This is a genomic window from Rhizobium sp. KNZ2-6A (assembly GCF_056755475.1).
Window position 1 is genome coordinate 1 of sequence record NZ_JBNDIC010000090.1, and the last position, 12596, is coordinate 12596.

The 12596-nt window shown below is 59.3% G+C and carries 10 protein-coding genes and 2 pseudogenes; 9 read left to right on the forward strand and 3 right to left on the reverse strand.

Features of this window, described 5'->3' with window-relative positions; translation table 11 throughout:
* Both ACPYOP_RS31820 and ACPYOP_RS31825 read right to left on the reverse strand, forming a co-directional pair.
* On the reverse strand, positions 1 to 865 hold an 865-nt coding region (locus ACPYOP_RS31820; RefSeq protein WP_481414212.1), incomplete at its 3' end, for an AraC family transcriptional regulator.
* A gap of 383 nt (positions 866 to 1248) precedes the next feature.
* Positions 1249 to 1995: a YoaK family protein gene (locus tag ACPYOP_RS31825; protein WP_481414203.1), complete on the reverse strand. Its 747-nt coding sequence runs from the start codon at positions 1993 to 1995 to the stop codon at positions 1249 to 1251.
* Between the two features lie 237 nt (positions 1996 to 2232).
* On the opposite strand from ACPYOP_RS31825, the gene ACPYOP_RS31830 reads away from it, so the two are divergent.
* The 9 genes and pseudogenes from ACPYOP_RS31830 (at position 2233) to ACPYOP_RS31870 (ending at position 11538) form a co-directional block, all read left to right on the forward strand.
* Entirely contained in the window at positions 2233 to 2547 is a 315-nt protein-coding gene (locus ACPYOP_RS31830) for a helix-turn-helix domain-containing protein (RefSeq protein ID WP_481414204.1), read from the forward strand.
* Positions 2544 to 4565: a hydrogenase 4 subunit B gene (hyfB, locus tag ACPYOP_RS31835; RefSeq protein ID WP_481414205.1), complete on the forward strand. Its 2022-nt coding sequence runs from the start codon at positions 2544 to 2546 to the stop codon at positions 4563 to 4565. Before ACPYOP_RS31830 ends, hyfB begins: the two co-directional genes overlap by 4 nt.
* Complete coding sequence (locus ACPYOP_RS31840; RefSeq protein ID WP_481414206.1) at positions 4556 to 5512, forward strand: respiratory chain complex I subunit 1 family protein; 957 nt, start codon at positions 4556 to 4558, stop codon at positions 5510 to 5512. The genes hyfB and ACPYOP_RS31840 overlap by 10 nt, the downstream gene beginning before the upstream one ends.
* Entirely contained in the window at positions 5512 to 6177 is a 666-nt protein-coding gene (locus tag ACPYOP_RS31845) for a hydrogenase-4 component E (RefSeq protein WP_481414207.1), read from the forward strand. Before ACPYOP_RS31840 ends, ACPYOP_RS31845 begins: the two co-directional genes overlap by 1 nt.
* A complete protein-coding gene (locus tag ACPYOP_RS31850; protein ID WP_481414208.1) occupies positions 6174 to 7637 on the forward strand; it encodes a hydrogenase 4 subunit F in 1464 nt (487 codons plus the stop codon). Before ACPYOP_RS31845 ends, ACPYOP_RS31850 begins: the two co-directional genes overlap by 4 nt.
* A gap of 12 nt (positions 7638 to 7649) precedes the next feature.
* Positions 7650 to 9167 (forward strand): hydrogenase large subunit, encoded by a 1518-nt coding sequence (locus ACPYOP_RS31855; protein WP_481414209.1) that lies wholly within the window; start codon positions 7650 to 7652, stop codon positions 9165 to 9167.
* Positions 9168 to 9179: 12 nt separating this feature from the next.
* On the forward strand, positions 9180 to 9713 hold the full coding sequence (locus ACPYOP_RS31860) for an NADH-quinone oxidoreductase subunit B family protein (RefSeq protein WP_481414210.1): 534 nt from the start codon (positions 9180 to 9182) through the stop codon (positions 9711 to 9713).
* 12 nt (positions 9714 to 9725) lie between these two features.
* Positions 9726 to 10748: a DUF4365 domain-containing protein gene (locus ACPYOP_RS31865; RefSeq protein ID WP_481414211.1), complete on the forward strand. Its 1023-nt coding sequence runs from the start codon at positions 9726 to 9728 to the stop codon at positions 10746 to 10748.
* 76 nt (positions 10749 to 10824) lie between these two features.
* Positions 10825 to 11538: pseudogene (locus ACPYOP_RS31870) on the forward strand (IS6 family transposase).
* A gap of 165 nt (positions 11539 to 11703) precedes the next feature.
* On the opposite strand, the pseudogene ACPYOP_RS31875 reads toward ACPYOP_RS31870, so the two are convergent.
* Positions 11704 to 12381, reverse strand: a pseudogene (locus ACPYOP_RS31875) (ISNCY family transposase); the annotation flags it as partial.
* Positions 12382 to 12596: the final 215 nt, after the last annotated feature.

Below are 12596 nucleotides of genomic sequence, written 5' to 3' on the forward strand. Positions count from 1 at the left end.
AGATGTGTATAAGAGACAGATACGCCGCTGCAAGCCGATAGTTGCATAAGATGGCCATCGGGGTATCCGCACGATAGGTGTGGAACATACGTTGCAGCGCCCGCGAACTACAGCCGGCGGCATTTGCGATTTCTTCCAGCGTGACCGGATTGTATAGATTTTCGCGCATAAAGGTTTCCGCTCTCAAGAGTTGCCGCGGCGCAGCCACAAGCATACCTTGGTCGAGTGTATCGCTCAGATTGTGGGGCAGCTTGGCAAAGAGCTTGGTCAGCGTCAGTTCCTTGTAAGCTCTGGCAAGCATGACTGTTTCCGCGGGATTGGCAGTCTTCAGGTCTTCTTCGGCTTGTCGAAGTGTCTGGTAGAGATCCTGCGCATCGTTTTTACGAAAGCAGGTGGGTGATAGGGCGAATTCCTGGGCGTAAGGTTTGCCCGTCAGCTCTTCGAAATACCGTTGCAGCTTCGCTTCAGGAATTTGAAACACCAGCCAGGAGCTCCGAGGCTTAATGCGGAGCCGCGTTCCCATCCTGCCTTTGATGGTTGCGACCTGATTGGCCGAAATATGTGATGTCTGGCGCGTATGCCGGTCGTAGACTTCAACCTCTCCCGCCAACACGAAAGCGATGCACACACGCGGTATATCGTGCCTAGCCATTGCGTCGAGACCGCAGGAATGGTCCACATGGACAATCGATGTCGACAGGAGAGGCTGCCTTGCGATCCGGAACGCGTAGTCTCCATTTTCCCCTGGAGTTACAGTCCATTTCCAATTTGAATTGCCCCCCAAAGCATCGAGATGCCGGATAATCGCATCACGAGAAAATGCCTCGAAGCTGCCGACATATCGATCAACGAGCTCTTGCGGCATTATCGTCAATTGAATTAAACCCCTAATTGCAAAATCTGCGTTGGAAATGTGCTATTTTATCTAGGGTCGATCCTTTCCGGGGGAAGGTGCCCGTTTCCCTGACACATCCGTTGCTCAATCTAATTCACGAATATTATTAACAAGTTATCGCTAATGAAGGAGCTCTCAAGTACAGATAGCGGCATTGTTGTGCGGATTGCTTGATCGGTTTCAATCAGCCGCTAAACATGGTTGAGCGGCCGAAATTATACTCTATAAAACTGTATTCGTGGATGAATGTTGAAGCTTAAATTTTCGCTCGGGACCGAACGGCAACAATATCGTTGAATAACGCTTGCCTCGTTGGGCATGCTTTTAGGGCACGCCTTCGAGACGTTGGATTTTCACCGTCTCGGGCGGGAAGGGACCCCAGTGCCTGCCATCTTTCTCGCTCGCCGGATTGCATCGAGTGCGATCCCAGTGAGCAGGGCCGCAGCCAGGATCAGAAGGTAGCCGCCGACGGTACGGTAGATGAGGACCCCCAGGATGCCGCCGATCAAGAAAGCAGAGATCGTGTAAAAGTGCAGCCGGAGCTTAGCCAGATTGTGTCGCGCCTCGGTCCTGGGCTCGCGTCCGCATAAAATATCGAATGCTATTCCGATCTCGATCCCAAGATCGGTGGCCATGCCGGACACATGCGTGGTGCGCACCCGGGCATCCGAGATGCGGGTGACGACAGCATTCTGCACGCCCATCAGGAAAGCTAAGCCGAGAATGAGAACCGGTACGCGCCAGGTGGCCAGCAGCCAGAGATCGGCGCAGCCGAGGAGGGCGAGCAGTGCTGCTTCGGTCAGAATGCTATAGGCGTAAATAGCCTGGACGTTACGGCGGCGGCCCTCGTTGACGATCAGTGTCGATACCGCAGCACCAAGTACGAAGGCCACCACGATCCCGCCGTAGAACAGGGCAGAGAGCCATTGGCCAATGGCGAGATGATCCGACAGCGTGGAGACGTTGCCCGTCATATTGGCGGAGAAGAAGCCGACAGCATAGAAGGCTGACGCGTTCAAGGCGCCGGCAATGGCGGCAAGCGAGGCCGCCAGGCCGCGATCGATCTTTTCGTTACGGTGAGAACCCTGTCTTACAAGCATGTGGTGGCGTGAGCTATTGGCGGGACGGCATATGGGTAGTAGCCGGGAGAGCGAAGATGGTCTGGCGTCTTTTCTGTTGCTGAAACGATTTCAACCTACTCCCAGCTATTACGCCTTAACAAGCGGCGCTTCGTATCAAAAATGTGCTGACACATCAGAATCTTGATTTCAGACATCAATAGGCACATCATGGGCGTCAATTATCAGAGTCCGTGCACGATAAGCGATGGTTGAATCGTGATCACTGCCGCTCAGATGCGGGCCGCCCGGGCCCTTCTTGGAATCGACCAGCGCCAACTGGCCGAATTGGCGGGGATTTCTGTTCCGACGATCCAGCGAATGGAGGCGAGCGCCGATGTGGTGCGCGGCAACGTCGACTCTCTGATGCGCCTTCTGGCCGCCCTTGATAGCGCCGGCATCGAAGTAATCAACGAGGGCGCGACAAGCGTGGATGGCGGGCGAGGGGTCAGGCTCAGGTCGAAGAGGAAAGCCTCCGAAAGCGGAACGGCCGAGCCATCGGCGACCTCGTCTTCAGCGAGGACAAGGCCATGACACTGCTGGCCGGCTTGCTCTTATGCGTGGCGGCATTGCTTGGGACGGCGGTCTTAGCGGTAACGCTTGCCCATTCGACCCGATCGACGCCGGTTGTCTATGGTGCGAGCCTGGCTTTCTCCGCAATCGCCTTTGTCACCTCGCTCGCATATCTTGCCGCGGGCCTTCCTTCCGTGGAAGCGCCGGCACTTGCCCTTCCCTTCGGCTTGCCGTGGCTGGGAAGTCATTTCCGGCTCGATACGCTCGCCGCTTTCTTCCTGATGGTTGTCAATCTCGGCGGAGCCCTTTCGGCTCTCTACGCCCTTGGTTATGGCCGTCACGAACAGGCACCGCGTCGCGTGCTGCCGTTCTTTCCAGCCTTCCTCGCCGGTATGGACCTGGTGATCCTGGCGGACGATGCCTTCACCTTCCTCATCTCCTGGGAGTTCATGTCGCTTGCATCCTGGGCGTTGGTGATGGCCCACCATCGCGATGCCGATAACCGGAGGGCCGGTTATGTCTATATCGTCATGGCAAGCTTCGGCACGCTGGCCCTGTTGCTTGCCTTCGGCCTGCTTGCGGGATCTGGTGGCGATTATGGTTTTACTGCCATTCGCATGTCCGAGCACACACCGCTCGCCGCCGGTCTCGCGCTCGTCCTGCTTTTGCTTGGCGCCGGTTCCAAGGCCGGTCTCGTGCCGTTGCACGTCTGGTTGCCCTTAGCGCATCCGGCGGCCCCAAGCCATGTCTCTGCCTTGATGAGCGGCGTCATGACCAAGGTCGCAGTCTATGGTTTCATCCGGGTGATCTTCGACCTGCTCGGCATGCCGACATGGTGGTCGGGCATCGTCGTCCTGATCATCGGCAGCGCAACGGCTGTGCTCGGCATACTGCAGGCGCTGATGGAGAGTGATCTCAAGCGGCTGCTCGCATACAGCACCATCGAAAATATCGGCGTGATCTTCGTCAGCCTCGGTCTGTCACTTGCCTTCAAAGCTAGCGGCATGGGGCTGGCGGCGGCACTGGCGCTGACAGCCGCGCTGTTCCACGTCCTCAACCATTCCTTCTTCAAGAGCCTGCTTTTCTTCGGCGCCGGCGCCGTGCTGACGGCGACGGGTGAGCGGGATATGGACAAGCTCGGCGGTCTCATCCATCGCATGCCGGTCACCAGCGTCTTCTTTCTTGTCGGCTGCGTCGCGATCTCGGCCCTGCCGCCGTTCAACGGCTTTGTTTCCGAGTGGCTGGCGTTCCAGGCCATCCTGCAAAGCCCTGCCGTGCCGCAATGGGGCGTGAAGATCCTGGTGCCGGCGGCAGGCGGCCTGCTGGCCTTGTCGGCGGCGCTCGCGGCTGCCTGTTTCATCAAGGCATTCGGCGTGACCTTCCTCGGCCGTCCTCGCACTATCGCGGCCGAACAGGCGCCGGAGGTCGACCGCTTCTCGCTTTCGGCGATGTCCGTCTTGGCGGCGCTGTGCCTTCTCGCCGGCATCCTGCCGGGGATCGTCATCGACGGACTTGCGCCCGTGACGCTGTCGCTGATCGGGGAGCGGATGCCGGTACAAACGAATATTCCATGGCTATCGATCGCGCCAATTGCCGAAAGCCGCAGTTCCTACAATGGCCTTCTGGTATTCCTATTCACCCTCTTTTCGGCGTCGCTGACCGCTTATCTCGTCCACCGCTTCGGCTCGCGGGCGCTGCGCCGAGCGCCCGCCTGGGATTGCGGTTTTCCCGAGATCAGCCCGGCAACGCAATATACGGCGAGCAGCTTCGCCCAGCCCGTCCGGCGTGTTTTCGGGACTCTGGTTTTCCGTGCTCGCGAGAGGGTCGACATGCCGGCGCCGGGCGATCTCCGGCCGGCGCGTTTTGCCATCGAGACACACGATCTGATCTGGGAAGGCCTCTACCTGCCGATTGTCGGCTCCGTCGGCTTCGCCGCCGAAAAGCTCAACCATCTGCAATTCCTGACGATCCGGCGCTATCTGAGCCTGGTCTTCCTCGCGCTCGTTTTCCTGCTGTTGGTGCTGGCGCTATGGTCGTGATTTCCGCGCTCCTCGTCCAAGGCTTCCAGATGGCGCTCGTCGTGCTGCTTGCGCCGCTGCTGACCGGATTCATCCGTCTGATCAAGGCGCGGTTGCTACGCCGGCGGGGGCCTTCCATGATCCAGCCCTACCGCGACATTCTGCGGCTCCTGCGCAAGGAAGTGGTGCTGGCCGAGAATGCGTCATGGCTGTTCCGGGTGACGCCCTACCTCATCTTCACTGTCACCTGGGTCGCGGCCGCCATCATCCCGACCTTCGCCACCGGTCTCATCTTTAGCTGGACGGCTGACCTGATCGCCATCATTGCGCTGCTTGGCAGCGCGCGTTTCTTTCTGGCGCTCGCCGGAATGGACGTCGGTACCAGTTTCGGCGGTATCGGGTCCAGTCGCGAGGCGATGATCGCAACGCTTGCAGAGCCGTCGATGCTGCTGATCATCTTCACGCTCGCCCTGATCGCGGGCTCGACCCAGCTTTCGAGCATCGCCGCCTTCATGACCTCCCCGCTGGTGGGGCTGCGGGTCTCGCTGGCAATCGCCTTGATCGCGCTCGTCATGGTCGCGATTGCCGAAAACGCCCGCATTCCCGTTGATAATCCTACCACACATCTGGAGCTGACCATGGTGCATGAAGCCATGGTGCTCGAATATTCCGGACGGCACCTGGCCATGATCGAGCTTGCTGCATCCCTGAAGCTCCTCCTCTACATGTCGCTGATCGCCTGCATGTTCGTGCCGTGGAAACTCGCCGTGCAGGGCGAAGGGGCTGGCGCCTATCTGGCGGGCATGCTCGCCTATATCGCCAAGCTCGCGCTCGGCGGCGCTCTCCTTGCCCTGTTCGAGACCGCCACCGCTAAGATGCGGGTTTTCCGGGTGCCAGAATTCTTAGGCGCTGCCCTCATGCTCGGCTTGCTCGCAACGCTGCTCCGCTTCGTTTCGAGGAGCCTTTGATGAACGGGGCAGTCTTCGACATCGCCCATATGCTCGCCGGCGGCCTGGTCCTGGTCAGCATGATGATGCTCTATCAGGACCGTCTCTACGCACTGCTCAACGTCTTCGCGCTGCACTCGCTGATATTGACCCTGTCGGTGGCCTGGCAGGCTTTCGTCCAGGACGCTCCGCATCTCTATGTCACGGCGGCGATCGCTCTCGTCTTCAAAGCCATCGTCATTCCCGTGGTGCTCCATCGCATGATCCGCCAGCTCGGCATCCACCGCGAGATCGAGACCGTCGTCGGCATTGGTCCCACCATGCTCGCCGGCATCGGCCTCGTGGCTTTGGCGACGGTGGTGATGCTGCGGGTGACGCCGGAAGCGGATCCGTTGGCACGCGAGGACCTCGCCTTCGCTTTGTCGGTCCTGTTGCTCGGATTGCTGATCATGGTCACGCGCCGCAATGCCGTCAGCCAGGTCGTCGGCTTCATGTCGCTCGAAAACGGGCTTGTGCTTGCCGCAACCGGCGCCAAGGGCATGCCGCTCGTCGTCGAGATCAGCGTCGCCTTCTCGATCCTGATTGCTTTTATCGTTATCGGCGTTTTTCTATTTCGCATCCGCGAACGCTTCGACACGGTCGATGTCCGTGCGCTCGATGACTTCAAGGGGCGGCGGCGGAAATGAATGCGTTTTCCCTCATCTTGGCCTTTGACGCGGTGACGGCCGTTCTTGTGATACCGATCGCCGCAGCCGTGTTGCTGGCACTTTTGCCCGGCTATCGGATAACAGCGCGACTGAACGTGTTCGCAAGCTTGCTGACCTTGCTCGCCGCTCTGTCCTTGTTCGTGATCGCGCGGCCGGTGCCGGGACAATATCTGCTTGTCGACGATCTCAATATCGTCTTCATCGTTCTCAACAGCTTCGTGGGTTTTACCACCAGCATATTCAGCGCCAGCTACATCGCGCATGAACTGGAAACCGGTCGGCTGACGCCTGCGAACCTTCGTTTCTACCATGCCATGTATCAGATCATGATGTTCGGCATGAATCTGGCATTCGTGTCGAACAATATCGGTCTGATGTGGGTCGCCGTTGAGCTTGCAACCCTCACCACCGTGCTGATGGTCGGCATCTATCGCACTCACGAGGCGCTGGAAGCTGCCTGGAAATATTTCATTCTGGGAAGCGTCGGGATCGCATTCGCGCTCTTCGGCACCATTCTCGTCTACCTGGCGGCACAGCCCGTCGTCGGCGAAGGTTATGATGCCATGGTCTGGACGATCCTCATCGATCACGCTTCTGCCTTCGATCCGGCGCTTCTCAACGTCGCTTTCGTCTTTCTGCTGCTTGGCTATGGCACCAAGGTCGGTCTTGCACCGCTGCATGCCTGGCTGCCGGACGCTCATGCCGAAGGGCCGACGCCGATTTCGGCGGTCCTGTCAGGCCTGCTTCTGAATGTCGCGCTCTACGCGGTTCTGCGCTTCAAGATGCTGCTGTCGGCCAATCCTGAAGCTCTTGCGCCTGGACCGCTGATGATGACGATGGGGCTCGCCTCGCTGATTTTCGCGGCCTTCATGCTCTACCGTCGCCGCGATATCAAACGCCTGTTCGCCTATTCTTCGATCGAGCACATGGGCATCATCGTCTTTGCCTTCGGCCTTGGCGGACCGATCGCCAATTTCGCCGGCCTTTTGCACATGGTCATGCATTCGCTGACCAAATCGGCGATTTTCTTCGCTGTCGGCCATATTGCCCAGATCAAGGGAACGCAAAGGCTCTCCGCTATCCGCGGCTTGACCGAGACGCATCCGGGGCTCGGTTGGGGTCTGCTAACCGGCGTCGTCGCCATCGCCGGTCTGCCGCCGGCCGGGATATTCATGAGCGAGTTCCTGATCGTCAGCTCGGCCTTCGCAAAGCAACCGCTGCTTGCCATTCCGCTCGTCTTTGGATTGCTGGTCGCTTTCGGTGCATTGCTGCTGCGGCTGACGGGAGCAGTCTTCGGCCAGCCGCGCGGCAGCGTGCTTCCCGCCGAGGCATCCTATGTGCCAATGTATGCCCATCTCGTGCTGGTGCTCATTGCCGGTGTCTATCTGCCGTCGGAGCTGGTTGCCTGGTTCCAGCATATCGCCAACCTTCTTCGATGATGCGGAGGAAAGATGCCGATGCTGAGTGACATCCTCGACAAGGGCCGTTCCGTTCCTGATCACGCTCCCTGGCCGCGCGCCGTCGTTGATGCGGCTCTATGGACATCGGCCGTTCTGGCCCTGTCCGATGGACGCCTGGTTCTGCTCGGTCTTTGGGGCGAAGGAAGCGCAGTTCACATGGCCTTGCTCGATGAGCCAGCCGGCATGATCGGTGTCCTCAGTCTGGAAGGGCTGGAAGGTGGCATATACCCTTCCGTCGCACAATTGCACCCGCCGGCCTTGCGGCTGGAGCGGTCAATCCGCGACCTGACCGGGCTCGAACCTCGGGATTTGCCGGACAGCCGGCCGTGGCTCGATAACGGCCGCTGGGAACTGCGCCATCCTCTCGCGGAGCATGGTGGTTCGTCGCGCGAGGTCAGTCCTTATACCTTTTTGCGTGCTGAGGGCGAAGGTCTGCACCAGATTCCGGTCGGCCCTGTGCATGCCGGCATTATCGAGCCGGGACATTTCCGCTTCACGGCCAATGGCGAGACGGTCGTGCGTCTCGAGGAACGGCTCGGCTATGTCCACAAGGGGATCGAGGCGTTGATGGATGGCGCCGACCTTATTCGCGGAGTGCAGCTCGCCGGAAGAACCTCCGGCGACAGCACGGTCGCCTATGCCTATGCCTTTTCGCGAGCCGTCGAAGCCGCACTGGGGTTCGTCGCTCCACCTCGGGCGATCTGGCTGCGCGCGCTGATGGCCGAATTGGAACGGCTGGCCAACCATCTCGGCGATATCGGCGCCATCTGCAATGACGCAGCCTTTCCGCTGATGTTGGCCCATTGCGGCGTGCTGCGCGAGCAGGTGTTGCGCACAGCCGATGCCGCCTTCGGTCACCGCCTGATGCGCGACCGTATCGTGCCCGGCGGCGTCACCACCGATCTGACTGGTGAGGGTGCCACTAGCCTCCGAAGCTTGCTTGCCGAAATACGTCGCCGGTTTCCCGCCTTGGTGGAGCTCTATGACAACACCGCCTCGCTGCAGGACCGGACGGTCGGCACAGGCAGGCTGCGGGGCGAGCTCGCGCGCGAGTATGGAGCGGGCGGCTGCGTCGGGCGGGCTTCCGGACGCGCTTTCGATGTTCGACAGGCCTTGCGCTACCCGCCTTATGACGGTCTGGTCCTCGACGTTCCAGTGCTCAATGACGGCGATGTCAACGCCCGCGTCTGGATCCGTATTCGCGAGGTCGAACAGAGCCTATCGCTCATCGACGATATTCTCAACTGCCTTCCGGAAGGGCCGATCTTCAGCGCGATCCCTTCCGCCGGTGAACGTCGGGAAGGCATGGCGCTCGTCGAGGGTTTCCGTGGTGACGTACTGGTCTGGCTACGGCTTGCACCAGGGGGAAGGATCGAACGCTGCCATCTGCGTGATCCATCCTGGTTCCAGTGGCCACTGCTGGAGGCGGCAATTGAAGGCAATATCGTTGCCGACTTCCCGCTCTGCAACAAATCGTTCAATTGCTCCTATTCCGGTCATGATCTTTAAGGGCAGGGTCGCATGCGAAAGCTCCTCTTCGAAAGTTTGATCCACCTGCCGCTGACGGAACCGGCGCCGCTTCCCTCCGATGCCGCGATGGAGGAACTCGCCGTCGGCATCGGCGCCGCATCCCGTCGGCGGTTCGGCCGCAGTCTGTCGATCCGCGCCATCGATGCCGGCTCCTGCAACGGCTGCGAGCTGGAAATGCACGCGCTGACTAATGCTTTTTACGATATAGAACGCTTCGGCATCCGTTTCGTCGCCTCGCCGCGCCATGCCGACGTGCTGCTCGTGACCGGGCCGGTGACGAAGAACATGCGGGAAGCGCTGGAACGAACGTATAACGCCACGCCGGCTCCCAAATGGGTCGTGGCACTCGGCGGCTGCGCCCGCGACGGCGGCTGTTTTGCGGGTAGCTACGCCGTCATCGGCGGTGTTTCGAAAGTGATCCCCGTCGACCTCCATATTCCCGGCTGCCCGCCGTCGCCACACGACATTCTCAGAGGTCTTCTTGCATTGCTTGAACATGTGAATAGGGGAGGCCGCGCTTCGTGACGGCGAGCTTCAATGCTTCGATTTCTGCGAACTGGATTTATCACAACGAGTGCCTTGATTGCGCTCATCTGGCGCTGGATTATTTCACCTGCGTCAACGCCGCCACACGTCAATCGCAAAAAGCCGATCGATCAAGAGATGGATCCCGCGGTCCGCCTGGCGATCGGTGCAGTTGAAAAGGTTTTTGTCCGAGATTTCCAATGGGCCTTCCGTAGGCTGCCAAGTTCGGACACCGGTATCGATGCGCGCGTCGAAATCCTTGATGACGGTCGGCCGACTGGTAGGTTCTTGCCGCTGAAAATCAGATCCGTATTGCCCACGCGCGAAAGACAGAGCGGCTACCTCTATCGCGGAGAGAAAAGACACCTCGATTACTGGACGAGGCATTCGTTGCCGGTTTGGGTGATCGTCGTTGATCCCGAAAGCGGCTTGATGCTGTGGCAACAGGTTGAAACGCGGCTGTGCGAGATTACGGAAGCGGAATGGTCGATTGTCATTCCGACGGCCAATGTGCTTGATGCCGCGGCCAGGCTCTGCTTCGAAGAGGCGATGACGTCCGATCCGGAGTCCCTCATGCGCGCCGCATTTGCCCTTGATCGCGCGCTGATGCAGGAAATGCAGGATCAAACAACGTTTTTCGTATGGGACGAGTGGGGCGATACGACTGCGATCTTTTGCAATCTCCGCATCTACGTCGGCGAGGGCGAAAGGCAAGAGCCGGATGTGCACATCGACTATCGTCTTCGCGCGCATGACCTCCATGAGATCATGATCAAGCTTTTCCCATGGGCAACCTACTCCTATGTTGAACCGATTTCGGAATATTCCGGCGAAGTGGCGGTGCACATTTTGGAGGTCGAGCTCCGCCCCGAAGCTTATGCCTATCTCGAGGCCGAGCGCTTCCTGGAGGCGGGCTATCCCCAGGAAAGCGATCCCCCGGCTCTGGAGCCGGATGATTTCATGACGGAGAAGGAAGAACGGGAGTTCTGGCGCAGCAGGGGGGATTCTCGCGATCATCACGGTCGGGCAGATTGAACTGCTTGCTATCGAGCCGCCTCATCGGTAGCGTCGCCTTAACGGAATTTGCTGATCGAGGTGATATTCGACCAGCATGACCGAAGAACCGTTTACCCGTTACCACCGCCATCGTTTTCCAGCCGAGATTATCACCCATGCCGTGTGACTTTATTATCGATTTCCGCTGAGCCTCCGCGATGTCGAAGACCTGCTTGCCGAACGCGGAATTGAAGTATCGTTTCAGACAGTGTCGGAATGGGTGGTGAGATTTGGCCTCAAATTCGCTTATCAACTCCGGCAGCGATCACGCGGCAACTTTGTCGACAAATGGCATCTTGATTAACTTGTCGTATCGATCAAGGACAGGAAATACTGGCTGTGGCGTGCCGTCGATGCCGAAGGCTTTATTCTCGACGCGCTTTTACAAAGCCGTAGGAACAAGAGCGCTGCGCTGCGGCTGATGCGTAAGCTGCTCAAAAGCCAGGGAGCCACGCCCAGGGTGATGGTCACCGACAAGCTGCGCTCCTATGCTGCCGCGAAAGCCAAGTTGATGCCCGGCGTTGAGCATCGATCGCACAAGGGGTTGAACAACCGCGCCGAAAATTCTCATCTTCCGCTGCGGCGACGAGAGAGGCGGATGATGCGCTTCAAATCGGCGCGGCAATGTCAACGTTTCGTCTCGGTTCATGGCCAGATCGCCAACCTCTTTCATCTCCATCGGAAACAGCTCACTGCCGCAGGCCACCGCCAACTCCGCGCCAGCGCCGTCAACACCTGGCGTGAAATCGCATTGTCGACCGTGCTCTGAAATTCGGGACCCGTGCCTTGCCGCGGCTACGATCCGTTAAGGCGACGCCTCCCGTCGAGTTCTTCCGGGCTAGCGACCGCGCCGCCAAGCGCAGCGATATCAATCTGCACTATGGCAGTGAGCCGGGGACGAAATTCTACAGTGAGCTTTCCGATCAATACGGCTACTTGTCCGGTCTTTCTCCGAGGCATGGGTCGAACGAAAGACACCGTGCTTGTCGCTGTAAAATGCCAGAGGTTTGCCCCATTGCTGCAGATAGGCCTTCGTCGCATGGAGGTAATCGAAGGTGTTCTCCGATCCGGCGAACCGCAGATGCAATAGTTTGCCGGTGGCGTCATCGATGTAGACCAGCAGTGCGCATTTGGGACCGCGGCTCTCGAACCACCAGTGATGCGATCCATCGATCTGAACCAGTTCACCGAAACAATCGCGCCGGCCGCGCGGCTGGAAGACACGCTGCTTGCGCTCGCGTCGCGATATCCAGATGCCGGCCTCGGTCATCCATTGGCGCAGCGTCTCCTTGCTGACCGATATCCGATGGCGCTCAACTAGCTTCTCCGCCGCCAAGGTCGGCCCGAAGTCCGCGTAATGCTCACGCACCAGGTCGAGAGCCAGGTTGCGGAAATCCTCGCTGTGGCGTCGGTTGCTCGCACGACCGCGTTTCTTCGACGTCAGACCGGCGGCTCCGTCCCGGTCATAGGCTTGCAGAAGCCGATGCGCCTGGCTGCGGCTGAGCCCCAACAACTCAGCAGCCCGAACCACCGTCAGGCTGCCGCGGCGAACTTCGCGAATACGTTCTAGGCGATGTAATTCCTTCTGCGACATGATAATCAAACAAGACATGACGACTCCGAACACAGATGGCCGCAGCCACGTTGCACGTCGCTAATCTTGCTCCCCAATGCTGACGTTCGACCAGCATCCCAAGAGGCGACGACTGTCGCATCTCTAACTGGCCTATGTGTCGCATCTCTAAAATGCCGTGGAGAAGCTAACCCAAGTGCATCACGCCCGTTTTGCAGGGTAGGGGATCACGCCTCATCGTGCAAATGCGCCAT

Bases quoted from the DNA above. Each gene is read 5' to 3' on its own strand.
- ACPYOP_RS31855 (WP_481414209.1), top strand. From the start codon at position 7,650: ATGCCGATGCTGAGTGACATCCTCGACAAGGGCCGTTCCGTTCCTGAT.
- ACPYOP_RS31850 (WP_481414208.1), top strand. From the start codon at position 6,174: ATGAATGCGTTTTCCCTCATCTTGGCCTTTGACGCGGTGACGGCCGTT.
- ACPYOP_RS31825 (WP_481414203.1), bottom strand. From the start codon at position 1,995: ATGCTTGTAAGACAGGGTTCTCACCGTAACGAAAAGATCGATCGCGGC.
- ACPYOP_RS31865 (WP_481414211.1), top strand. From the start codon at position 9,726: ATGCTTCGATTTCTGCGAACTGGATTTATCACAACGAGTGCCTTGATT.
- ACPYOP_RS31840 (WP_481414206.1), top strand. From the start codon at position 4,556: ATGGTCGTGATTTCCGCGCTCCTCGTCCAAGGCTTCCAGATGGCGCTC.
- ACPYOP_RS31860 (WP_481414210.1), top strand. From the start codon at position 9,180: ATGCGAAAGCTCCTCTTCGAAAGTTTGATCCACCTGCCGCTGACGGAA.
- ACPYOP_RS31845 (WP_481414207.1), top strand. From the start codon at position 5,512: ATGAACGGGGCAGTCTTCGACATCGCCCATATGCTCGCCGGCGGCCTG.
- hyfB (WP_481414205.1), top strand. From the start codon at position 2,544: ATGACACTGCTGGCCGGCTTGCTCTTATGCGTGGCGGCATTGCTTGGG.